The sequence below is a fragment of the Dactylosporangium sucinum genome, from assembly GCF_014647515.1.
GTDB classification, from domain to species: domain Bacteria; phylum Actinomycetota; class Actinomycetes; order Mycobacteriales; family Micromonosporaceae; genus Dactylosporangium; species Dactylosporangium sucinum.
On the sequence record NZ_BMPI01000001.1, the window covers coordinates 74,421 to 97,021 of the forward strand.

Annotated in this window: 17 protein-coding genes; 7 read left to right on the top strand and 10 right to left on the bottom strand. The window is 71.5% G+C overall.

All coding sequences use genetic code 11. From position 1 onward, the window contains the following. Position 1: 1 nt before the first annotated feature. From IEZ31_RS00310 to IEZ31_RS00320, 3 genes are all read right to left on the bottom strand, one after another. On the bottom strand, positions 2 to 3,151 hold the full coding sequence (locus IEZ31_RS00310; RefSeq protein ID WP_190247624.1) for a CHAT domain-containing protein: 3,150 nt from the start codon (positions 3,149 to 3,151) through the stop codon (positions 2 to 4). After that, a complete protein-coding gene (locus IEZ31_RS00315; protein WP_190247625.1) occupies positions 3,148 to 4,185 on the bottom strand; it encodes a hypothetical protein in 1,038 nt (345 codons plus the stop codon). The genes IEZ31_RS00310 and IEZ31_RS00315 overlap by 4 nt, the downstream gene beginning before the upstream one ends. A gap of 98 nt (positions 4,186 to 4,283) precedes the next feature. Further along, positions 4,284 to 4,757 carry a hypothetical protein gene (locus IEZ31_RS00320; RefSeq protein ID WP_190247626.1) on the bottom strand — a complete coding sequence of 158 codons (474 nt, stop codon included), beginning with the start codon at positions 4,755 to 4,757 and terminating at the stop codon, positions 4,284 to 4,286. 195 nt (positions 4,758 to 4,952) lie between these two features. On the opposite strand from IEZ31_RS00320, the gene IEZ31_RS00325 reads away from it, so the two are divergent. Next, entirely contained in the window at positions 4,953 to 6,122 is a 1,170-nt protein-coding gene (locus IEZ31_RS00325) for a zinc-dependent alcohol dehydrogenase family protein (RefSeq protein ID WP_229833865.1), read from the top strand. On the opposite strand, the gene IEZ31_RS00330 is transcribed toward IEZ31_RS00325, so the two are convergent. Further along, complete coding sequence (locus IEZ31_RS00330; RefSeq protein WP_190247627.1) at positions 6,119 to 6,682, bottom strand: TetR/AcrR family transcriptional regulator; 564 nt, start codon at positions 6,680 to 6,682, stop codon at positions 6,119 to 6,121. The genes IEZ31_RS00325 and IEZ31_RS00330 overlap by 4 nt on opposite strands. A 101-nt stretch (positions 6,683 to 6,783) precedes the next feature. Between IEZ31_RS00330 and IEZ31_RS00335 the strand changes: the two genes are divergently transcribed. After that, positions 6,784 to 7,854: a saccharopine dehydrogenase family protein gene (locus IEZ31_RS00335; protein ID WP_190247628.1), complete on the top strand. Its 1,071-nt coding sequence runs from the start codon at positions 6,784 to 6,786 to the stop codon at positions 7,852 to 7,854. 58 nt (positions 7,855 to 7,912) lie between these two features. Here IEZ31_RS00335 and IEZ31_RS00340 read toward each other — a convergent pair whose 3' ends face one another. Then, complete coding sequence (locus IEZ31_RS00340) at positions 7,913 to 8,914, bottom strand: LacI family DNA-binding transcriptional regulator (protein ID WP_190247629.1); 1,002 nt, start codon at positions 8,912 to 8,914, stop codon at positions 7,913 to 7,915. Positions 8,915 to 9,050: 136 nt separating this feature from the next. Here IEZ31_RS00340 and IEZ31_RS00345 point away from each other — a divergent pair, with 136 nt between their 5' ends. Genes IEZ31_RS00345 through IEZ31_RS00365 form a run of 5 tightly spaced genes read left to right on the top strand, consistent with a single transcriptional unit; the run spans position 9,051 to position 17,642 of the window. Next, positions 9,051 to 10,301, top strand: coding sequence for an ABC transporter substrate-binding protein (locus tag IEZ31_RS00345; RefSeq protein WP_190247630.1), 1,251 nt, complete (start codon positions 9,051 to 9,053; stop codon positions 10,299 to 10,301). A gap of 56 nt (positions 10,302 to 10,357) precedes the next feature. Then, positions 10,358 to 11,284: a carbohydrate ABC transporter permease gene (locus IEZ31_RS00350; protein ID WP_190247631.1), complete on the top strand. Its 927-nt coding sequence runs from the start codon at positions 10,358 to 10,360 to the stop codon at positions 11,282 to 11,284. Continuing rightward, on the top strand, positions 11,271 to 12,152 hold the full coding sequence (locus tag IEZ31_RS00355) for a carbohydrate ABC transporter permease (protein WP_190247632.1): 882 nt from the start codon (positions 11,271 to 11,273) through the stop codon (positions 12,150 to 12,152). The genes IEZ31_RS00350 and IEZ31_RS00355 overlap by 14 nt, the downstream gene beginning before the upstream one ends. A gap of 11 nt (positions 12,153 to 12,163) precedes the next feature. Continuing rightward, positions 12,164 to 13,693: an arabinosylfuranosidase ArfA gene (gene arfA, locus IEZ31_RS00360; RefSeq protein WP_190247633.1), complete on the top strand. Its 1,530-nt coding sequence runs from the start codon at positions 12,164 to 12,166 to the stop codon at positions 13,691 to 13,693. A gap of 34 nt (positions 13,694 to 13,727) precedes the next feature. Further along, a complete protein-coding gene (locus IEZ31_RS00365; RefSeq protein ID WP_190247634.1) occupies positions 13,728 to 17,642 on the top strand; it encodes an alpha-L-arabinofuranosidase family protein in 3,915 nt (1,304 codons plus the stop codon). 78 nt (positions 17,643 to 17,720) lie between these two features. On the opposite strand, the gene IEZ31_RS00370 is transcribed toward IEZ31_RS00365, so the two are convergent. The 5 genes from IEZ31_RS00370 to IEZ31_RS00390 all read right to left on the bottom strand — a co-directional run bounded on the left by IEZ31_RS00370 (position 17,721) and on the right by IEZ31_RS00390 (position 22,515). Next, on the bottom strand, positions 17,721 to 18,470 hold the full coding sequence (locus IEZ31_RS00370) for an endonuclease/exonuclease/phosphatase family protein (protein WP_190247635.1): 750 nt from the start codon (positions 18,468 to 18,470) through the stop codon (positions 17,721 to 17,723). A gap of 6 nt (positions 18,471 to 18,476) precedes the next feature. Next, positions 18,477 to 19,271, bottom strand: coding sequence for an ABC transporter permease (locus IEZ31_RS00375; protein WP_190247636.1), 795 nt, complete (start codon positions 19,269 to 19,271; stop codon positions 18,477 to 18,479). Then, positions 19,268 to 20,068 carry an ABC transporter permease gene (locus IEZ31_RS00380; RefSeq protein WP_190247637.1) on the bottom strand — a complete coding sequence of 267 codons (801 nt, stop codon included), beginning with the start codon at positions 20,066 to 20,068 and terminating at the stop codon, positions 19,268 to 19,270. The genes IEZ31_RS00375 and IEZ31_RS00380 overlap by 4 nt, the downstream gene beginning before the upstream one ends. Further along, complete coding sequence (locus IEZ31_RS00385) at positions 20,061 to 21,029, bottom strand: ABC transporter ATP-binding protein (protein ID WP_190247638.1); 969 nt, start codon at positions 21,027 to 21,029, stop codon at positions 20,061 to 20,063. The genes IEZ31_RS00380 and IEZ31_RS00385 overlap by 8 nt, the downstream gene beginning before the upstream one ends. 67 nt (positions 21,030 to 21,096) lie before the next feature. Then, positions 21,097 to 22,515 carry a glycosyltransferase 87 family protein gene (locus tag IEZ31_RS00390; protein WP_190247639.1) on the bottom strand — a complete coding sequence of 473 codons (1,419 nt, stop codon included), beginning with the start codon at positions 22,513 to 22,515 and terminating at the stop codon, positions 21,097 to 21,099. Positions 22,516 to 22,601 lie beyond the last annotated feature (86 nt).

Consider the following 22,601-nt stretch of genomic DNA (forward strand, 5'->3'; position numbering starts at 1 on the left):
GTCAGGCTCCCATCAGCTTGAACGCGGCCCAGTGGTACATGTGCCGCCACGCGTCGTCGCCGCCGGCGAGGTACAGCTCCCGCTGCGCCTCGGTGAACGCCTGGGCCTTGGACCGGCCCTCCGGTTGGCCCGGGCCGAGCCAGCGGCGGTAGAACGACTGCAGCAGGCGGGTCGAAGAGTGCAGGTCCACGTCCCACATCGGGGCCAGGACGCTGTCGGCGCCGGCCAGGAACGCCGAGCGGGTCAGGCCCCACAGCTCGTCGCCGGTCGAGGCGACCAGCCGGCCGGTGGAGCACGCCTGCACCGTGAGGTGCGTGCCGCGCATCTGCGCCTCGCCGAGCCCCGCGCCGGTCAGCAGCCCGTACTCGGCACCGGTGGCGCCCGGGGACAGCGCCAGGCCGGAGTCCATGACGTCGGCGGAGCGGCGGCGGAACTGGCCGTGGGCGAGCACGTGCAGCAGGTCGGAGCGCTCCAGCATCGAGCGGACCTCGTCGGGCGTGACGTCGCGGCCGAACCGGTCGTCGACGGCCGGACCGCACTCGCGCAGCGTGTCGGCGGCGGCGCGGTGGCACTCCAGGAACAGCGGCTCCTCCGCGGCGGCCCGCGGGAAGGTGGCGATGGCCGCGGTGGCGGGAACGGGGGCAGCGCGGGAGAAGAGGTCCACGGCCATGCTGAGGCTCGGCATGTAGCACAGCGCCGGGTTGCGGCCGGTGTCCCAGAGCTGCGGCAGGATCAGCGCGTGGACGGGGATGTTGTGCCAGGCGCCGTGCGGTGCGACGACGACCATCGGGCAGTCGCGCAGCACCGCAACGGCCGCGGTGAGCCGCCAGTTGAGCGACCGCACCGGGTCGATGAACCGCTCCGGCAGGTCGAAGGGGCGGTCGGGGTCGATCCGGCCGTACAGCCCGGTCCCGGAGAACCCGGCCTGCAGCGCGGCGACGGCCCGCTCCAGCTCGGCCCGCTCGACGGGCAGCTCCATGGAGAGCGTCTGGGCCGGGCTGTACACCGTGACGTACGTCGCGGTCCGGGTGGCGTAGAACGACATGAAGCCGCTGCCCTCGGGCAGCTGTTCGCGCAGGTCGGCGATGCGGCCGCCGACCGGCCCGCCGGCCGTGGTCATGATCTCGGCGTCGGCGCCGAACGGCTCGTCCCAGCGGTGCCGCCGGGCCGGCGAGTCCTCCCGCATCCGGCGCGTGACCTCCGCGAGCCGCCCTGCATCGGCCTCCTGGTCGAAGTCGCCCGCGGTGGCCCCGTACGTCACGACCGGGGCGCCGGTGGTCAGGTCGTGGGCCAGCCAACGGCTCTTCGCGCTCTCCACGGCGCCGGTCAGCAGCACGACCATCGGCTGCAGATGCGGATCGTCGGGCGCGTCCGTGAGGAGGCCTCGCCAGGCGCGGCACATGCGGGCGAGCGCGTCGATCGCCTCCGCGCCGCCGTGCCGCTCGCCCGGGACCGGGGTGCGCGCCTGCCGGTCGGTCATGGCGGCGATGAGCCGGCGCAGGCGGTCGGCGACCGCGAACGCGCCGAAGTGCTCGCCGTGGCGGGCCCGTTCGTCGCAGTCGAAGGCGAGCAGCGGCATGAACCGGTCCACGCCCCACTGCCCGTCCTCGGCCAGGGCGTCCGCCACGGCCCGGTCGAGCTCGGCGTAGGGCTCCTCCCCCGTCGACTCGTCGGCGGCGTTCTTGAGTGCCGCGAGCCGGAAGACGACGGCGCTGCCGCGCAGCTGCTCGTGCGCCGCCATCCGCGGGTCACCGGCCAGCCCGGCGAGGGCGTCGGCCGCCGCCCGGTGCTCGCCGAGCAGGTCCCGCAGCCGCCACCGGTGGACCGCCGAGGCCAGCACGGCCCACTCGGTGACGCCCTCCGGGTGCCGCTCCGCGAGCCGATCGGCCTCGTCCAGGTGGGCCAGCGCGCGGGTCACGACCGCCCGGTCGGCGGCGGCCAGCGGCTGCCCGGGCGGGTTGTCCGGCTCGTGGCCGGCCAGCATCGCGGCGCAGGTGGTGGCGTAGCTCAGGTGGAGGTTGCGCTCCAGCCACGGGTACCCGAACGGTGCGTCGCGGTCCAGTGCCCGCTGGTAGTGGGCCAGGGAGCGGTCGAACAGGCCGAGGTACTCGCACGCGATCGCCGCCTTGCGCAGCATCCCGCGCTCCTCGTCGAAGAGCCCGAACCGGGCGGCCAGCGCGGCGCACGCCTCCGCCACCCACTCGGCGGGGTGCGGGAACTGGTGGCGCAGCAGCGCGTCGCACACGGCCAGCCCGTCCTGCACGACGGCCCGGGCCTGCTCCGGGCCGGCCGGGCGGACCAGCCGCACGTAGTAGGAGAACGCGTCGAAGGCGTCCGCCAGGCGGCCGGGGTCGCCGCCGCCGGCGTCGTCGTCGAGGGCGTCGAGCGCGTTCGCGCGGTACCGCGGCACGTAGAAGGCGTCGCCCTCGTCCCAGTCGCCGGCGTCCTCGGCGGCCTGCTCGGGCGTCGGCGGCCACTCCACGGAGCTGACCCGGCGGACCGGCTCGTCCAGGCCGCGGCGCACGGCGATCGCGTTGCCGAGCACGTCGTCGGGTGCCACCCAGAAGTAGGTGAGCCCGTCGAACCGGTACCGCGTCAGCGACTCCAGCAGGGCCCGGCCGTACTCGGCGGTGGTCAGCCCGTCCAGCGTGGCGCGGTGCAGCGGGCTGCGCTCCCCCGGCGCGACCACGGTCTCGTTGAGCAGCACGACGCCGTCGGGGTCGGCGGCGGCGAGCGTCTCGTGGAACAGGACCCGTCGGTACTCCTCGTCGGCGTGCTCGTACCGCTCGACGGTGACGATGCCGAGCCGCCGGGTTTGGCCGGCGAAGTGGCCGACGAGCACGTAGGCGAGCAGCGGCGTCCAGGACACGCGGTAGGGCCCGCGGACCGCGACCGGGTCGCGCAGGCACCGCAGCGCGTCGGCGGCCAGGTCGGCGACGCCGCCGGGCGGGAGCCGGTACGGCAGCACACCGAAGCCGTCCTCGTCGCCGGCGACGAGCAGCAGGACGGGCGCGTCGTAGAAGCCCTGCCGCCACAGGCCGTCGAGGAAGTCCGGGGGCAGCTCGGGCGCCGGCGGGCGGGTGACGAGCACGGCGTGCCGGTCGCCCTCGGAGAGCACGACGGCGATCCGTTCGGCGGCGGCGCCCGTCATGCGCTCACGGCCCGACGCTTGGCGATCGCCTCGGCGGCGCGCGACACCAGCGGCCCGTACGGGCCGCCGTCGCGGCCCTCGGCCCGGGCGAACACGGCGCCGGCCTCGTCCAGCAGGGCCGGATCGCCGGTGTCGTCGTAGGCGACGGTCAGCGCCTGCACGAGCCCCCACGCGTGCAGCGGGAACGTCGGGTAATCGGGGTCGCTGACCGCGACGGCCGCCCGCGCCGCGTCCAGTGCCGCGGACCGGTCCCGCGGGTCGCCGCCGGCGGCGTAGCGGGAGATCAGGGCGATGCCCAGGTTGTGCCGCGCGCCGGCGAGGAACGGGTTGTCCGGCGCGATGCCGTCCACCGCGAGCCGGCTGAGCGTCACCGCGGCGTCGAGCGTCGCCGGATCCTCGTCCTGCTCGTGCCGCCGCAGCATGAACTGCCCGGCCTGGGACAGCAGGAACGGGTCTACGCCGCCCGGCCGGGCCGCGAGCGCCGGCGCCGCCCCGGCCGCCAGCTCGGTCGCGTGGCCGTCCTCCCCGCCCAGCAGCAGCGCGACCGCGAGCCGGACCTGCAGCGCCGGCCGGGCCTCGTGGGCGCGCGGGAGCATGGCGAGGGCCGTCTCCAGGGCGTTGATCGCCAGCGCGCGGGCGGCCTCGGAGAAGTCCGTCGCCGCGGCCGCCCGCAGCGACAGCGTTTCCGGGTCGGACTCGACGAGGCTCAGCTCCAGCAGCAGTCCGGTGTCCAGGGTGCGCAGCAGCGGCCAGAGCGGCTCCGGCACCAGGCGCCGGTCGGCGGCATACGGGCGGGCCAGGAGGACCGCCGCGGCGCCCAGGCCGACCTTGTCGGCGCTGGTGGTGAGGTGGCGCCGCCAGTAGAGCTGGCCGGCGAGGGCGAGCGCCGGCAGCGGGTCGGGCAGCGTGCCGGCCCGGACCCCCTCGACGATCTCATACGCGGCGACGGTGGCCTCGTCGCCGAGGACGCCGGCCGGGTCGCCGGTCCGCGCGAAGTCGTCGAGGCGCCGCCGGAGATCGTCGAGGGCGCTCACGGATGTGACTGTGCCAGATGTCGCGGCCGCTGCACAGTCACCGAACCGTCACGTTCCGCGCGCTGTCCAGGGTGGTGAAGACCGCGGCGGTCGGGGCGTCACCCTTGCAAGGTCCCCCACCGGATGTCGAGGTGGCGCAGCGGCTCAATGTGCGCGCGGTGTCGAGCGCTGGCGAATGTGAACCAGGTGCCGTCCTCGCGCGGGGTGAGCTGCGCGACGAGGCCGTTGCCCACATGGAACTCGGTCTCGGTCGATGGGACCCACCGGTTTCGCAGCGGCACGCGTCGGAGTCCATGGGTGAGCCGCCGTGCCTCCTCGGTGCTGAGGTTGGCGTTGGCGAGGTACGGTCCGCCGAACGACGCTTCGTACAGCGCGAAGAGCAGGAGGAAGGTGCTCAGGGGGATGGGGGTCGATGATCGGTTCGTCCGTCCAGTACCGATACGACACTGCCGGGTCGGTCGCAGTCGGATCGATGGCGAGCACGAAGCCGCCCTGGTTCTCGGCGCCGAACTCCAGCCAGCCGTCCTCGTCCAGGCGCAGCTCGTGGAGCGGAAACAGCGGATCTTGCTCACCGAGGATCTCCTCGCGTCCGGCCGCCGTGGCGTGGAACGCGGCGAGTGGTGCGGGAATCAGTATCCGCGGCGCCGCTGCGTGACTCTCGTCCGGCGGCACGTCGGCGTACCAGTCGGTGACGAACTCGCGGGTGGCGGCGACCGGGTCGTCCGGCAGCAGGTCCAGCCAGCTCGTCCGGGGCGGGGGTGATGGCGGTGACGGCCGCGCCGGGAGCCGGCTTCTTCGACTCCGCCACCGGTTTCGCCATGATCCGCGGCGGGAAGATCGACGTGGCGATCCTCGGCGGCACTGCTAGGAGGCGACGGAAGATGCGAGCGCTGGTATACCACGGTCCGGGCCACAAGAGCTGGGATGAGGTCGCGGACCCCACAGTTCAGCAGGACACCGATGCCATCGTCCAGGTGGACACGGTCACCATCTGCGGGACCGACCTGCACATCCTGAAGGGGGACGTGCCGGCGGTCACGGACGGGCGGATCCTGGGCCACGAGGCCGTCGGCACCGTGGCCGAGGCCGGCGCCGGCGTGAAGAACGTCCGCGTGGGTGACCGGGTTCTCGTGTCCTGCATCACCGCCTGTGGTCGCTGCCGGTTCTGCCGTGGCGGTCACTACGGGCAGTGCGTGGGCGGGGGTGGCTGGATCCTCGGTCACCGTGTCGACGGAACCCAGGCGGAGTACGTGCGGGTGCCCTTCGCCGACAACTCGACCTACCCCGTGCCCGCCGGGGTCAGCGACGATCAGGTCCTCATGCTCGCCGACATCCTCCCCACCGGGTATGAGGTCGGCGTGCTCAACGGTGCCGTGCGCCCAGCCGACACCGTCGCCGTCGTCGGGGCCGGCCCGATCGGGCTGGCCGCGATCCTCAGCGCCAAGCTGTTCACGCCGAGCCACGTGGTCGCGATCGACCTCGCCCCCGCACGGCTGGAGGCGGCCGAGCAGTTCGGCGCCGACGTGGTGGTCAACAGCGGCACCGAGGACCCGGTCGCCGAACTGATGCGGCTCACCGACGGGCTCGGCGCGGACGTCGCCGTCGAGGCCGTCGGCCTCCCCGAAACGTTCGAGCTGTGCACCCGCCTGATCCGTCCCGGCGGGCGCGTGGCCAACATCGGCGTGCACGGCAAGCCGGCGACGCTGCACCTGGAAGATCTCTGGATCAAGAACGTCACGATCACGACCGGCCTGGTCGACACGTACTCGACCCCCACCCTGCTCGGGCTGGTCGCGGCGCACCAGATCGACTCGGCCCGGCTCATCACGCACCACTTCGCCCTCGGCGAGTTCATGCAGGCCTACGACACCTTCGCCCGGGCCGGCGACACCGGCGCGCTCAAGGTCGTGCTCAACCGCACGGGGAAGGCGGCCTAGCCCGCCACTTCCGCGCGCAGCGTCGCGAGTGCGGCGTCGATGATGTCGCAGAGCCGGCGATCGTCGTCGGTGTCGAGCCATTCGGTGACGGACACGTACATCAGGGTCACCGCCGTCTCGGCGAGCAGGCCGGCCCGGAGCGGGTCGAGGCCGTGGGCGCGGAAGCCGTCCCGCGCCACCTGGGCCAGCGTCGCGCGCTTGTGCTGGTCGCGTTCGCGCAGTCCCGGGTCGGATGCCACGATCGCGCGCCGCTGCCGCAGGGCGTCCTTGCGGCCTTCGAAGTGCGTCTCGGCGACCATGCGCAGGCCCGCGACGATCATCGTCAGCGGTTCGCCGGTGGGCGCCTCGGCCATGAGCTTCGCGGCGAAGGCGGGGATCTCGGCCTCGTCCGCGAAGAGCACCTCGCGCTTGTCGGCGAAGTGCCGGAAGAACGTGCGCGTCGTCAGGCCGGCCCGCGCGGTGATCGCCGGCACCGTGGTCGCGGCGAAGCCCTGCTCGGCGAAGAGCTCGAGCGCCGCCTGCTGCAGGCGCTCGCGAGCGTCCGGTCGCCATCGGGCCATGACGGCAGTCTAGCGTGATGACATCCCGTGTCGTCGGAGGTATGGTGATGACACGGCGTGTCGTCACTGGGGCGGGCGCCGCACCAGGGCGGAGCTGTGCCATGACTGACGTGTGGATTCTCGGCGGCACCGGCCGCAGCGGGCGTGCGATCGCGGCCGAACTGCGGCGCCGGGGCATCGAGCCGGTGCTGGTCGGCCGCGACGCCGAACGGCTGCAGGCGGCGGCCGGCGGCCTGCCGACGGTGGTGGCCGGATCGGTCCGCGAGACCGCGGACGCGATCCGCAGGGAGCGGCCGGCCGTGGTCGTCAACACCGTCGGACCGTTCATCGAGACGGCCGCGCCGCTGCTGGGCGCGTGCCTTCCGGCCAGCCACTACCTCGATCTCGCCAACGATCTGGCGGCGGTGTCGGCGATCCTCGGCCGGGACGGGGAGCTGACGGCAGCCGGGCGCACGGCCGTCACCGGCGCCGGGTTCGGCGTGACCGCCACCGAGAGCGTCGTGGTGCAGCTGTGCGAGGGGCGACCGGCACCGCGGCGGGTCCGGGTCGACATGGTTCCCTCGCTAGCCGCCGAGGACGGCATCGTCGGCGACGCCCTGGCCGGCAGCATCGTGGAGGGCATCCCCGGGGTTGCGGGCGGCGGGCGGTTCCAAGGCCGCCGTTACCGCAACGGACGGCTCGCACCAGCCCGGCTCGGCGGTGACCCGATGCAACTGGTCCTGCCCGACGGCTCCACGGTGACCACCGCGAGCATGCCGCTGGGTGAGCTGATGGCCGCCCAGCGGGCCAGCGGCGCCGCGGACGTGCTCGCGGCGTCGAGCGAGGCCCCGTCCTCCCCGATCGCCCGCGCGGTGCTGCCCGTGGCGACCGCCCTGCTCGCGATCGGCCCGGTGCGCTCCTTCGCCCGGCGACGGCTGGCCGCGGTAGCGACAAAGGCCCGGCCGAAGCCCCGTGAGCACTCCTGGGGCCACGCCGTCGTGGAGTGGCCGGACGGCAGCATCCGCGAGGGCTGGCTGCGGGTCGGCGAGGCCCAGTCCTGGACGGCGACGGTGCCGGCCGAGGTGGTCCGGCGGCTGCTGGACGGGCAGGGCAAGCCCGGCGCGTACACGCCGGCGGCGCTGTTCGGGCCGACGCTCGCCGAGGCGTGCGGCGGCGAATACCAGCTCCGGTGAACCGCTGCGGGCGTTGCCGGGAGGCGAGCCACGAGCAGGCGGAACGAGCTCGCGCCGGTCAGGCCACCGTACTTTCGCGAACGACGAGGGTGAACGGGGTGACGATGTCCTGCGGGTCCTGGGCGCCGTCGTGGACCGCGGCCCGGGCGAGATTGATCGCCGCTTCGGCGATCGCCGCCTTGTCGGGGGCGATCGTGGTCAGCCGCGGCGCGGTGTAGTTGCCCTCATCGACGCCGTCGAAGCCCACCACGGCGAGGTCGCCGGGAACGCTCAGGCCGCGGTCGCGGGCGGCGCTGAGCGCGCCGACGGCGAGCAGGTCGTTGAAGCAGAAGACGGCGTCCGGGGGCTCGGGCAGATCGAGCAGGCGGCGCATGGCTGCGGCGCCTTCGGCTCGGCTGTAGGCCTCGGCCCGCACGGTCAGCGCGGGATCGGGCGTGATCCCGGCGGCCTGCAGGGCGCCGAGGTATCCGTTGCGGCGCAGCGCGGCGGTGCCGTGCCGGCCGGGCTGGTCGCCGATGGCCGCGATCCGGCGGCGGCCGAGGTCGACGAGATGCCGCGTCGCGGCGGTCGCGGCGGCCACGTTGTCGATGGCGACGTGGTGCGCCGGCGCGTGCAGGGCGCGTTCGCCGAGCAGGACCAAGGGCGTGCCCGCGGCGGCTTGCGCGAGATCGGTGGGGTGCAGGTCGATCGGACTGAGGATGATGGCGTCCACGAGCGAGCGGTGCGCCATGTTGATGACGGTCATCTCCTGATCCCGCACGCCGCCGGTCTGCTCGATGAGGACCGTCCAGTCGTGCCGTGCTGCGGCGCTCATCACCAGACCGCAGAGCTCGGCGAAGTACGGGTTGACGAGTTCGGGCACGGCGAGGGTGAGGAACCCGGTGCGGCCCTTGCGCAGGTTGCGGGCGCCGATGTTCGGGACGTAGCCCAGGTGGTCGATGGCCTCCTGAACCCGGCGGCGGTTCTCCTCCGTCACGAACGCGTATCCGTTGACCACGTTCGACACGGTCTTCACCGAGACGCCGGCGCGCGCGGCGACGTCCTTGAGCCTGGCGATCATCAACCATCCTCGCTTCCGGAACCCTGCCGAGGCCACGGTACAACGTTGTAACGAACTTCTCCAAGGGTCTTTACAACGTCGTTCCAACGATGGAACATCGCTGCAATCTCCCGAGCTGGGACGGAAGGTCGACCCTATGAGATCACCATGGAAGATCGCGGCAGTCCTCGTCGCGGGGTTGCTGACGGCGGCCGGATGTGGCTCGAACGCGGCAAGCACGGACGACGGTGCCGTCTCGCTGAGCCTGTGGACCGGGTTCACCGGCCCGGACCGCCCCGCGTACGAGGCGCTGGTCAAGCAGTTCAACGACAGTCACCCCAAGATCAAGGTCACGATGGACGTGCAGCCCTGGGACGCCATCGGGCAGAAGCTGCCCGGCGCCTGGGCCACCGGCCAGGGCCCGGACCTGGCCACGCCGAACTTCGACCCCGGCGTGCTGTTCACCTACGCGAAGACGAACTCGCTGCTGCCGTTGGACGAGGCGGTCGGCGACGGTGACGGCAAGCTCAACACCACGCTGTTCCCGAAGGCGGTCACCACCGCGTTCACCATCGACGGCAAGCTGTACGCGGCACCGGCCAACATGGCCACTCTCGTCCTCTACTACAACAAGGCGATGCTGGCCACCGACGGCGTCGCGGTACCGACGACGGCCGACGAGTTCGCCGCCGCGGCGAAGAAGCTGACCAAGACCGACGCCGGCAAGGTCACTCAGTACGGCATCTCGCTCGCCGATCACTCGACCATCCAGATGTGGCCGATCCTGCAGTGGATGAACGGCGGTGACATCGTCGACGCGAAGGGCTGCGCCACCATCGCCCAGGCCCCCAGCGTTCAGGCGCTGCAGAAATGGGCCGACCTGGTGGCCAAGGACAAGGTGAGTCCGGTCGGGCAGACCGGCTCCGACGCCGACACGCTGTTCTCAGCGAAGAAGGCCGCGATGGAGATCAACGGTCCGTGGGCAGCGGCCGGGTTCAAGGCGGCCGGGATCGACCTCGGCATCGCGGCCATCCCGGTCGGCGCCGGTGGGCCGGTCACGCTCGCCTCGACGGTACCGCTGGCGATCGGCAAGTCCACCAAGCACAAGGCGCAGGCGCTGGAGTTCCTGGCCTGGTGGACCGGCAAGACGGCGCAGGCCGCCTTCAGCGACGCGTCCGGGTTCCCACCGGTGCGCACCGACGTCACGCCGAGCAACCCGGTCGTGGCGCCGTTCGCCGCCGGGCTGCCGCACGCCCGGCTCTACCTGCCCGGCCTGAGCACCTCCGCCAAGATCGATGCCGATGTCTACGTACCGCTGATCGGCAAGATCACGCGAGGGGAGCCGGTCGAGGCGGCGGCGCAGGCCGCCGCCGAGGCGATCAACAAGATCACCGGCTGCAAGCCCTGACACGCGGGCCAGTCCACCGCGTTCGCGGTGGACTGGCTCCCCACTGGAAGGACGGCATGACCACCGCCACCCTGACCCCGGCCACCGGGCGTGCGGCGCCACCCCGGGTCCGACGCTGGATGCGCTTCAATCCGGCGTACCTGTACGTCGCGCCGAGCCTGCTGCTGATCGGCGTCTTCATCGCCGAGCCGATCGTCCGCTCGGGCTGGATGAGCCTGCACGACTGGACCGTCGGTGAGCAGACCCACACCTGGGTCGGCCTGGGCAACTACCGCGAACTGCTGGGCGATGAGCGGTTCCGCAACAGCCTGATGGTCACCGGCCTCTACACGGTGGTCGTGACGACCGGGCAGGTGCTCGGCGGTCTGGCCCTGGCGCTGTGGCTGCGGCGCACCACCTGGCTGACCTCGCTGCTGCGATCGGCGTTCTTCTTCCCGACCATCGCCTCGTTCGCCGTCGTGGGCGTGGTCTGGAAGTTCCTCCTGGACCCGCAGGTGGGTCTCGTCAACGCCTGGCTGGAGGCCGCCGGGCTGACCGGTCCGGGCTGGCTGACCGACACGAAGCTGGCGCTGCCCACCGTGATGGCGGTCGGCGTCTGGAAAGGCGTCGGCTTCGCGATGATCGTGCTGCTCGCCGCCGTGCAGGGGGTGCCGCACACGCTCATCGAGGCGGCCACGCTGGACGGCGCGGGTCGCTGGCAGCGGCTGCGCGCGGTGGTCCTGCCGGAGCTTCGCCCGGCGCTGCTGTTCACCACGGTGATCTCGACTGTCACCTCGCTGCAGCTGTTCGACCTGGTCTATGTGATGACCGGCGGCGGGCCGCTGTTCCACACCGAGTCCATCGTGGCCTACCTGTATCAGCGCGGGTTTGTGGAGTTCCGGCTGGGCTACGCCAGCGCGATCGCCTGGGTGCTGTTCCTGCTGATCCTTGCCGTGTCGCTGGTACAGCTGCGGATTGCGAGGCACGACGATGACGACCAGTGAGACGACGGCGCCGGCCGCGGTACCCGCGCGGGTGCAGGACGCGCTGCGCGTCCTGCGGCACGTTGTCCGGTACGCCGCATGGGCGGTGCTCGCCGTCGCCGCCGCCGCCACCGTCCTGCCGTTCATCTGGATGGTCGGGGTCTCCCTGCGTACGCCGGCCGACCTCTACGCCGACCCGGCCCGGCTGTGGCCGGGCCAGTGGAGCCTGGCCGGATTCCACGCGGTCCTCACGCAGTTGCCGTTCGCCCGGCTGGTCCTCAACACGTTCGTCTTCGCCGGGGGAACCACCGTCCTGCTCGTCTTCCTGGACTCGCTGGCCGGCTACGCCCTGGCCCGGCTGCGCTTCCGCGGGCGCCAGGCGATCTTCCTGGTCATCCTGGCCACGCTGATGGTGCCGTTCCAGATCACCATCATCCCCGTCTTCCTCACCCTGTTCGACCTGGGCTGGCTCAACACGTTCGAGGGTCTGATCATCCCGCGGGCCACCAGCGCGCTGGGCATCTTCATGCTGCGCCAGTTCTTCCGCACCCTGCCCCGGGAGCTCGACGACGCCGCCCACATCGACGGTGCCAACAGCTTCCAGGTCTACTGGCGGATCATTCTGCCGCTGGCGCGGCCCGCGCTGGTCTCGCTGTTCGTCATCCAGTTCATGGCCTTGTGGAACGACTTCCTCTGGCCGCTGGTCGTCTCCAGCACCATCGACATGCGGACGCTGCCGTCCGCGCTGACCCTGTTCTCCAGCCAGTCCGGCGTCGACCACGCCGCACTCATGGCCGGCGCGGCCATTTCGCTGGCGCCGCTCGCCGTGGCGTTCCTGCTCGCCCAGCGCTTCTTCGTACAGGGCATCGCCACCACCGGCCTGAAATGACCTCGAACCAGATGGGAAGTACCGTCGTGCTCAGCTGCACCGTCACGCTCGACCCCGCCTTCGGCGTCGCCGCCGTGGACCCGCGCCTGTTCGGCTCGTTCGTCGAACACATGGGCCGGTGCGTCTACGGCGGTGTGTTCGAACCGGGCCACGCCGACGCCGACACCGACGGGCTGCGTCTCGACGTGCTCAACCTCGTCCGGGAGCTCGGCATCACCGTCGTGCGCTACCCCGGCGGGAACTTCGTCTCCGGGTACCGGTGGGAGGACGGCGTCGGCCCGGTCGCCGACCGCCCCCGCCGGCTGGACCTGGCGTGGCGGTCGGTGGAGACCAATGCCTTCGGGCTCAACGAATTCATGACCTGGGCCCGTCGCGCCGGCGCAGAGCCGATGATGGCGGTCAATCTCGGTACCCGTGGCATCCAGGAAGCCTGCGACCTGCTCGAGTACGCCAACCACCCGGGCGGCACCTACTGGTCCGATCTGCGCCGGTCGCACGGCGTCGCCGACCCGCACGGGATCAAGCTTTGGTGCCTGGGCAACGAGATGGACGGCCCGTGGCAGGTCGGCCACAAGAGCGCCGACGCCTACGGAGCCCTCGCCGCCGAGACGGCCAAGGCGATGCGGCAGGTCGACCCCGGCATCAAGCTGGTCGCCTGCGGCAGCTCCAACGACCGGATGCCCACCTTCGGCTCCTGGGAGGCGACCGTCCTCGACCACACCTTCGAGCACGTCGACTTCATCTCGCTCCACGCGTACTTCGAGAAGCACGGCGAGGACCGGGCCGGGTTCCTCTCCTCCGGCCTGGCCATGGACCGGTTCATCGACGGCGTCATCGCCACCGCCGACCACGTCGCCGCCAAGCGGCGTTCCCGCAAGCGGCTGAAGCTCTCCTTCGACGAGTGGAACATCTGGTACGAGAGCCGGTTCGCCGGACACACCAACCTCGAATGGGCGCAGGCGCCGCGACTCATCGAGGACGAGTACACCGTCGAGGACGCGGTCGTGGTCGGGTCGCTGCTGATGAGCCTGCTGCGGCACGCCGACCGGGTCGGCGTCGCGTGCCTCGCCCAGCTGGTCAACATCATCGCCCCGATCCGGGCCGAACCCGACCGCCCGGCGTGGCGGCAGACGATCTTCCACCCGTTCGCGCTCACGGCCCGGCACGCCCGGGGCACCGTCCTGCGCGTCGAGCCGGTCACCCCGACCTACGACACGGCGCAGCACGGTGACGTGCCGGTCGCCGATGTCGTCGCCACCCACGACCCCGAGACCGGTCACGTGACGGTCCTCGCGGTCAACCGCAGCGAAACCGACGCCGTCACGCTCACCGCTCACCTGCGGGCACTGCCCGGCCTGCGGATCGTCGAGCACCTCGTCCTCGGCGGTGTCCCCGGCGAACTGCTGCACACCAACAACGCCGCCGACCCCGACCGCATCCAGCCGCGAACCGGCAACGCCAGCACCCTGACCGACGGCGAGCTCACCGCCGCGCTCCCGCCGGTCTCCTGGACCATGCTCCGCCTCGCACCCGCCGCCTGACCCAGGGCAGCGGACTCCCAGCGAAGGAGACGCCATGCACCGCCACCGCCCGCTACTGCGCACCCTGTCCGTCCTGTGTCTCGTCGCGGCCGTGACCGCGATCCCCGAATCGGCCGCCGCCGTCGGCGCCAACGTCATCTCCGTCGACGCGAGCGCGCCGATCGGCGTGGTCCAGCCCGGTGTCACCGGCCAGATGATGGAGTGGGCGTCCGACGAGATGAACGGCGCCTGGGCCGAACGTGTCGCCGACCGCTCCTTCGAGACGGAGCGGGTGACGTCGGCCCGCAGCACCCTCTACGACGGCTTCAACGGGTCCGCATTGGATGCCTCCCGCTGGACGCCGATGAGCCTCGACGGCGCGCCCGCCGGCACCGTCGCCGTGACCGGCGGAAGTGCGCTGGTCACCGCGGGTGCGCCGGGCCGGTACGGGATCATGAGCAACCCGGTCCCGGAGAGCCGGTACGCGACCGTGAGCGTGGAGACGAGGATCATCTCGTACACCGGAGCCAACGCCATCATGAGCGTCTACGGCGGGACCGGAGCCGGCGACTTCAGCCACTTCGCCGAGTTCGCGATCGAGGGCGGCGTGCTGAAGGTCTTCGCCGACGGCCAGCCCGCCTGGACCGGCGGCGCCGCAACGACCCCGGCCACCCTGCGCGTCGACGTCTCCGGGCTGGCCGGCACCGCCCGTACGCTCGGCTTCTACTACAACGGTACGCTCGTGCACACGCTGTCCGGCTTCACCGGCCTGCCCGGCACCTATCGCGCCTTCCTCTACGGCTGGAGTGGCGCCGTTACCGCCGACTACCTCACCATGACCCCGGACGCGACCTATGACGCGTTCGAAGGAACGGCCCTCTCCCCCCGGTGGACACCTACGCGGCTGGAAGGGGCCACCAACGGCACGGTCGCCGTCGGCGGCGGCACCCTCACCGTCACGGGCGGGCCGAACTCCCGCTACGGGGTGCTGTCGGACCACATCCGCAACAGCTCGACCGACTGGACCACGATCGACGCCCGGCTGACCGGCCTCAGCGGTACCAACGGGCTGCTGGACATCTACGGCGGCACCGGCGCGGGGGACTTCAGCAAGTTCATGGAGTTCGGCGTCGAGGCCGGCGTCGCCCGCGTCTTCACCAGCGACGGCACCGGCAACTTCACCGGCGGCGCGGTCACCCTGCCCGCCACGCTGACCGTCCAGATCAGCCCGTACTGGTCGAACGGGCGGCTGTTCCGGTTCTACCTCAACGGCACCAAGGTTCACGAACTGGCCACCCGGTTCGACGTGCCCGCACCGGACTTCCGGCTGTTCCTGTACGGCTACGGCACCTCGACGACGACCTGGGACTCCGTCAGTGTCCGGCAGGTGCACATGCTCGACCGCTGGGACAACCATTTCGAAGGCGGGCCGGGCATCAGCGCCGCATGGACCAACTCCACCCTCGCCGGCGGCTGGGGCACCTCCAGCATGTCCAACAGTGAGATGGTGATCAACGGCGCCGCGAACAGCCGCTACGGCATCATGTCCCAACCGGTCGCCGAGGCCGACGCCTACGACTACACCGTCGAGGCCAAGCTCGACTCGTACACCGGCACCAACGGCCTGCTCAACATCTACGGCGGCACCGGGCGCGGCGACTTCTCCAAGTACGTCGAGTTCGGCGTCGAGGGCGGGACGCTGCGCGTCTTCGGCGACGGTGTCGCCCCGTGGACCGGCCCGGCGATCAGCCTGCCCGTGGTCCTGCGCATCGAGGTCGGCCGGTGGACCGGCGGCGGGCGCACGCTGAACTTCTTCGCCAACGGCCGGCTCGCATACAGCCTCACCGCCACCACAGCCGTCCCGAACGGCGACTACTCGGCCTTCCTCTACGGCTGGGGCACGTCCGTCACCAAGTGGGACTACCTCACCTGGTGGCGCACCGACGGCTGGGCCGAGGACGGCTACGCCGACCAGGCCGTCTACAGCCAGGACCGGACCGGCTACAACGGCACCTACGCCCAACGCATCGACATCACCCAGCACACCACCGGCCGCAAGGGCCTCAGCCAGGGCGCCATCGCCGTCACCGCCGGCCGCGCCTACCAGGTGAGCGCCTATCTCAAACAGACCGCACTGAGCAGCCCGGTGACCGTCACGCTCGGCCCGGACGTCGGCGACAGCGCGAGCTATCCGGCGTACGCGTCCGCGACGTTCAGCGGAGTCGGCTCCGGCTGGACCAAGTTCACCGCGACCCTGACCCCGACCACCACCGACGCCTACGCGAAACTGTTCCTCGGCACCGCCGGCACCGGAACGCTGTGGATCGACATGGTCAGCGTCATGCCGCTCGACCCGGCCGAGGTGACCCTGGGCGGCTGGCGCAAGGACTTCGTCGACGCGCTGACCGCGCTCAAGCCGGGCGCGATCCGCTGGCCCGGCGGCATCATCGCCGACAGCTACACCTTCACCGACGGCATCGGCCCGCGCGACAACCGCCCGCCCATGCACTACAACCAGTGGGACGCGCTCTGGCTGACCAACGACGTCGGCACCGACGAGGTCCTCGCGCTGGCCGCAGCCCTCGCGATCCCGGTCTATCTCAACGTGAACTGGGGCCGCGGAACCCCGGCGACGGCCGCGAACTGGGTGGAGTACACCAACGGCAGCGCGGCCACGACCTACGGCGCGCAGCGCGCCGCCAACGGCCGCAGTCAGCCGTGGAACGTCCACACCTGGGAGATCGGCAACGAGGTCTGGGGCTCGTGGACGCCCGGCTGGACGTCGGCGGCGAACTACGCCGCCAGCTACAACACCTTCCGGGACGCGATGGCCGCGAAGGACCCCACGATCGCGTTCATCGCCGAGGGCGGCGACGGCACCAACAACGACCAGACCTGGAACACCACGGTCCTGACCACCTCGGGCAGCCGGATGGACCACCTCTCGGTGCACTACTACAGCCCGCAGCCGCTGCCCGCCAACTACGACAACCTGACCGTCTACCGGGCGTCGGTCGGTGCACCCACGGTCATCGGCGACCGCATGGCCACCGCCACCGACACCATCCTGGCCAGCGGCGGCGGCCGCGACATCAAACTCGCCGTCACCGAGCACAACGCGATGTACTTCAACGAGGAGCACCGCCGCACGCGGACCCTCGAAGGCGCCCTGCAGGAGGCCGGACTGCTCAACCTGTTCATGCGCCGGGCGGACGCGAACGAGCTCAACGGCGCGTCGGCGCTGGTGAACTTCTGGGACGGCAGCGCGATCCGGCTGGCCAACCGCGGCAGCTTCGTCACGCCGGGGTACCTGGTGCAGCAGCTGGCCGCCACCAAGCGCGGCCCGCTGCTGCTCGACACCGCCGTCACCGGCCCCACGTACAACGCCCCCGCGCTGGGCAACCTGCCCGCCCGAAGCGGCGTTGCGATGCTCGACGTCACGACCACACGGTCGGCCGACGGCACGAAACTGTACCTGTCGGTCGTCAACCGCGACCCCGCCGCCGTGCAGACCTCGACGATCAACCTCGCCGGCGCCGGCACGATCGGGTCGACGGCGAGCGTCGCCACGGTGACCTCGCCCGGCTACCTCGACCAGAACACCTGGCAGAACCCCGGTCTCATCCAGACCGCCACCAGCACGATCACCGGCGTCGGGGCGAGCTTCGACTACACGTTCCCGGCACACTCGTACACCGTCATCACCGTCACCATCGGCGCGAGCCCGGTCAGCGCGCCGACGATCATCGGACGGGTCACCACCACCGGCGGCGCGCCGATCTCGGGCGTCACGGTGAATGCCGGCGGCGGGCTCACCGGCACGACCGACGCCGCGGGCTACTACCGCATCACCGCACCCGTCGGTACCTACACGTTGACCGCGTCCAAGGCCGGCTACACCACGAAGGTCCGCACCGCGGTCGAAGTCTCCACCCTCGGCGCCACACCGCTACCGCTCCGGCTCAGCTGACACCGCGCCGGTGCTGTGCCGCGGCGTGCGGCACAGCACCGGCCGAAGTTGTTGCCGGCGTGCGGAGAACCGGCTGGGTCAGCTGACCGCGAAGACGGTGAGGACGGCGGCGTGGTCGGAGGGCCAGGCGTTGCCTGACGGGTCGGACTGGGACGGGGTGCCTTCCCAGAGCGCGTCGGAGGACAGGACGGTCAGCGGGCCGCGGTAGTGGATGAAGTCGATGCGATCCTGTGGTTCCGGCTCGCCCTTGTGGGCGTCGTATCCATACCCGCCGGCGAAGGTCTTGTCGACCGCGGACCAGGTGTTGCCCGGGTCGCGTGCCGGGTCGGGGTGGGCCTGGCGGTAGGAGTCGGTGAGGCCCGCGTTGGCGGGCGCTGTGGAGGTGGGCCAGGGGACGGCGCCGTACCCGCAGCGGGCGTTCGCGGCCGTCCAGTCCAGGTGTGACGGCGCGTTGAAGTCGCCCGTCAGCAGGACCGGGGTGCTCGCGGACGCGGCGAGGTCGGGTGCCATCGCGGCGAGGATGTCGTTGATCTGCCCGGTGCGGCCGGAGTAGGCCTCCCGGTCGAGCAGCTGCTGCACCGTCAGGTGGCCGAAGCACGCGTCGTAGGGGCCGTAGGGTGTGTACCCGAGGTGGGCGCTCCACAGCCGTAGCGAGCGGGAGCCGAGGTCGATCCGGGCCGCGAGCGCCGAACCGGCGACGGTGGGCGTGGTGGCGGTGATCGGGTAGCGGCTCAGCATGGCGGTGTCGGCGTTCTGGAAGTACGACCACCCGAGCGCGGTGGCGAGCGCCTGCGCCGGTTCTGCACTCGCAGCGACAGGGCTGGCCATCGCCCGCTAGGCGCTCGCGCCGGTGTACGAGCGCAGGCTGCGGCGCCAGGCCAGCGTGGCTGCGACGACCGCGCAGGCCGCCACCGCCGGGGCGAGCAGGAGCAGGTACGCGTCGAGCCGGCCCAGCAACGCCGCGGCCGGGTAGGTGGTGAGGAACGCGATCGGCACGACCGTCAGGACGGCCTGCACCGGGTTGCGGTACAGCTCCACCGGGAAACGGGACAGCTCGAGGAAGGCGAAGGTGACCCGGCCGAGCTCCTCGGCGCCCACCAGCACCACCGAGAGCGCCATCATCGTCACGGTCAGGGCATACATCAGCAGCACGGCGCAAGCCAGCAGCAGCAGGAACGAGGCCAATGCGGCCACCGACACGCCGCGGCCGGACAGCACGACCCCGGTGGTGGCCAGGCTCAGGCCCAGTACCGGGTCGAGCAGGTTGTTGACCCTCAGATGGCGCAGGCTCACCAGCAGTTGCGCGTCGAACGGCTTGGTCAGCAGGAAGTCGAGCGTCCCGAGGCGCACGTAGTCGGTCATCCGCTCCAGGTTGGGCTGCAACAACACCTGGCGTAGGCCGTTGAGAGCGAAGAACAGGCCGATGACGACGAGAACCTCGGCGTGGGTCCAACCGGCCACGGCGCCGGTGAACCGGAAATACACCGACGCGCCGGCTGCCGCCCACAGCATCCAGAACATGCTGAGCGCGACGTTGGAGACAAAATTCAGCCGGTACTCCGCCTCGCCGGCCACCGCCGCCCGCCAGCAGATCCCCAGGATGCGCGCGTGGCGTGTCCACCCGCTCATCCGGCCACCGCCTGGTAGCGGCGCACGCCGCGCCGCCAGACAATCCGGTACAGCAGGGCGAACGCCGCGAGCCAGCCGAGCCCGACGATGAAGCCGTACGCAGTCTGGCGGGCGTCGAGGCGGCCCATCAGCAACTCGATCGGGAAGCCCATCGCGGTGCGGAACGGCAGCACCACCGCCACTGTGCGCAGCCAGTCCGGCATCAGCGCCAACGGGGCGACCCAGCCGGAGGTGAACGAGCCGAGGCCCCACCACAGCAGCCACACGCTGGACGTCTGGGTACTCCAGAACCCGATCAATGCGAACGTCGACGCCATGAGCAGGCCGACCGCGTACGCCAGGACCAGCGCGACGGCGACCGCGGCCAGCCGGACCGGACCGATCGGGTAGTCCAGGCCCGGCACCAGCAGCGCGGCGATCGCCAGGGCCGGCACCAGCACCGTCAGGAACACCACCCGGTGGCCGAGGTCGCTGGTGGCGTACTGGTGGAAGGGGTGCACGGGGCGCAACAGCCGCACGGACAGATCACCGCTGCGCATGTCCGCGTCCCACTGCCACACGACGCGATCGCCGGAGAGATTCCACAGCAGTGTCGCCGCCCCGTAGTACGACAAGAAGTCTCCCGTGGTCCAGCCCGCCGGTGGGCCGCCCTCGGCCACCACGGTGAGCCACACCGCCATCGTCAGCAGCGGAAAGAAGCCGGTGAGCACCGACAGTGCGACCCGGCCCCGGTAGGTGGCTGCCACCAGCGTCGCGCTGCGCACCAGTGCGGGGTATGCGGCGAGCACGTCACGCATGGGTGAACACCGCCCGGATGATGTCCTCCACCGGAGGGTCCTCGATCGCGACGTCCTCGACCGGCAGGGTGGCCAGCAGCCGGGCCGCGACCGCGGCCGTCTCGGCGCGCGGCACCACCAAGGTGACCACCGCGCCGTCGGCGGCGGACACCTCGCCGAAGCCCACCCAGGTCTGCGCCGGGACGGCCTCGCGGAGGGTGACCCGGATCAGTCGGTGCGGCGAGTGCGCCTCGACCAGTGCGGCAAGGTCGCCGTCGAAGCGCAGGGTGCCGCGGTCGATGACCAGCACCCGGCGGGCCAGCGCGGTCACGTCGCCCATGTAGTGGCTGGTGAGCAGGACGGTGGCGCCGTATCGGGCGTTGTAGTCGCGCAGGAACGCGCGCACCGCCGCCTGGCCGTTGACGTCCAAGCCGAGCGTCGGCTCGTCGAGGAAGAGCACGTCCGGCCGGTGCAGCAGCGCTCCGGCGAGCTCGCAGCGCATCCGCTCGCCGAGGCTGAGCACCCGGACCTGCTTGGTGAGCAGCGGCTCCAGGTCCAGCAGGGTGACCAGTTCATCGAGGGCCGAGCGGTAGGCCGCCCCGGTGAGGCCGTAGATCGCCCGGTTGACCTCGAAGGCGTCGGCGGCGGGCAGGTCCCAGAACAGCGCGTTGCGCTGGCCCATGACCAGTGAGATCCGGCGCAGAAAGGCGGGTTCCCGGCGGTGCGGGGTGTGCCCGAGCACCCGCACGCTGCCGACGGTGGGATGCAGCAGACCGGTCAGGCACTTCAGCGTGGTCGTCTTGCCGGCACCGTTGGGGCCCAGGAAGCCGACGACCTCGCCCGTGGGAATCGTGAAGCTGACCTGATCAACCGCGTGGACGGTGACGTGCTCGCGATGGACGAGGGCGCGGAACGCGGCGCGCAGCCCTGGTTGTCGCCGATGCACCCGAAAGTGCTTGGCCAGGTCACGCACCTCGATCACCGCTCGACTCTATACGCGGGTGCACACCGGTCGAATCGAATTTTCCCGCTCCGACGTGGGCGGCAAGCTACGGCGTTCGGCGACCTCGCCACCGCCAACCGGAGGCCGGCGCCCGTTGGCTCCGACGTGCCTTCCGATCGGCCGGCGCAACAGCGCCTCCGGTGCGGCGCAGCAGCACCGCGCACACGATGAGGAAGAGCAGACCCACGATCGTGTACGCCTCGCCGATCAGGTGCTGCGACCACGTCCAGTGCAGCTCCGGCGCCTTGCCCGGCAGCGGAGAGTTGAGGTTCGGGGCCAGGAACACGAGTCCCTGTGGTGCCGGTCCGCCGAGCCGGCCCGACGGGGCGGGCCACGCCAAGAAGACGAACGGGACGAGAACCGCGAGGCATGTGTACCATGCCCGCGCGGACCGGCGGAGGGGGCTGGACCACCGCCGAACGGCGTCCGCCAGCACCAGCACGAGCAGGATCGCGAACACCCAGTGGTGCGTCCACGAGACCGGTGACACGAGCGCGCCGCCGAGGCACACGAGCACCGTTGCCAGGAGCTCGTTCTCAAGTGCGTGCGCGCGGGCAGCGAGCCACACCGCACTGGCGGCGACGACGACCGCACTGACCAACCAGAGTCGATCAGCCCCGTGCGTCGCGCCGACGGTTCGCAGCAAGAGACCGTGCACCGACTGGTTCGCGACGTACCACAACTGCGTTGCCTCGCCGATGCGATCGGCCGACGCGCCGATGCTGGACCAGTACTCGATCGAGTCGTGCGGCGTGGCAACGAAGCCGACGGCGATGCTCACGGCGAAGGCTCCGGTGGCGACCGCGGCCGCGCGCCACCGCCTGGTCGCCAGGAAGTAGACGATGAACAAGCCCGGGACGAGTTTGACGCCGGTCGCCAGCCCCACGCCGAGACCCTTGTACCAGCGGCGGTCCGATGTCGCCATGTCGCCGATCACCAACAGCAGCAGGACCATGTTGATCTGGCCGAACTGAAAGTTGTTCATCGTCGGCTCGAGCCACATGGCGGCCGCGGTGACGCAGGCGGCTAGGCCGGCCCGTCCCCGCCCCTTGGCGACACCGAGCATGCCGAGGCCGATCCACACAATCAGGAGCAGGCAGCACAATGACGCCGCGCTCAGCGCCTGCGCCGCCAGGTACGGCGACAGGAGCCGCATGGGTGTGAAGCAGACCGCGGCCACGGGAGGGTAGGTGAATGGGAGGAAGCCGTGCTTCAGTTCGTAGAGCGATCGCCCGTGCCACAGATCCTCGGTGCCGCGCCGATAGACGAGCGCGTCCATCCCGTTGAAGATTCTGAAATGCCTGTTGGCCCAGAACAGGGCGGCTGCCGAGACAACCAGCGCCGCGCAACCGACCGGCAACAGCCAACCGGGCGGGCGATAGACGACTCGGCGAGGTGTCGATCCCGACAGCTCGGCGGGCTCTTCGGCGCGAATGCCCGTGGTGGCAAGCTCCGCTGCGCTCACAACTCCTCCCGTTCGGCCTCCGCATCGAAGTGGCCGTGTTCCGTTCCGCCGATGAGTGCCGGGCGACCCGTCCAGCCGCCGTGCAG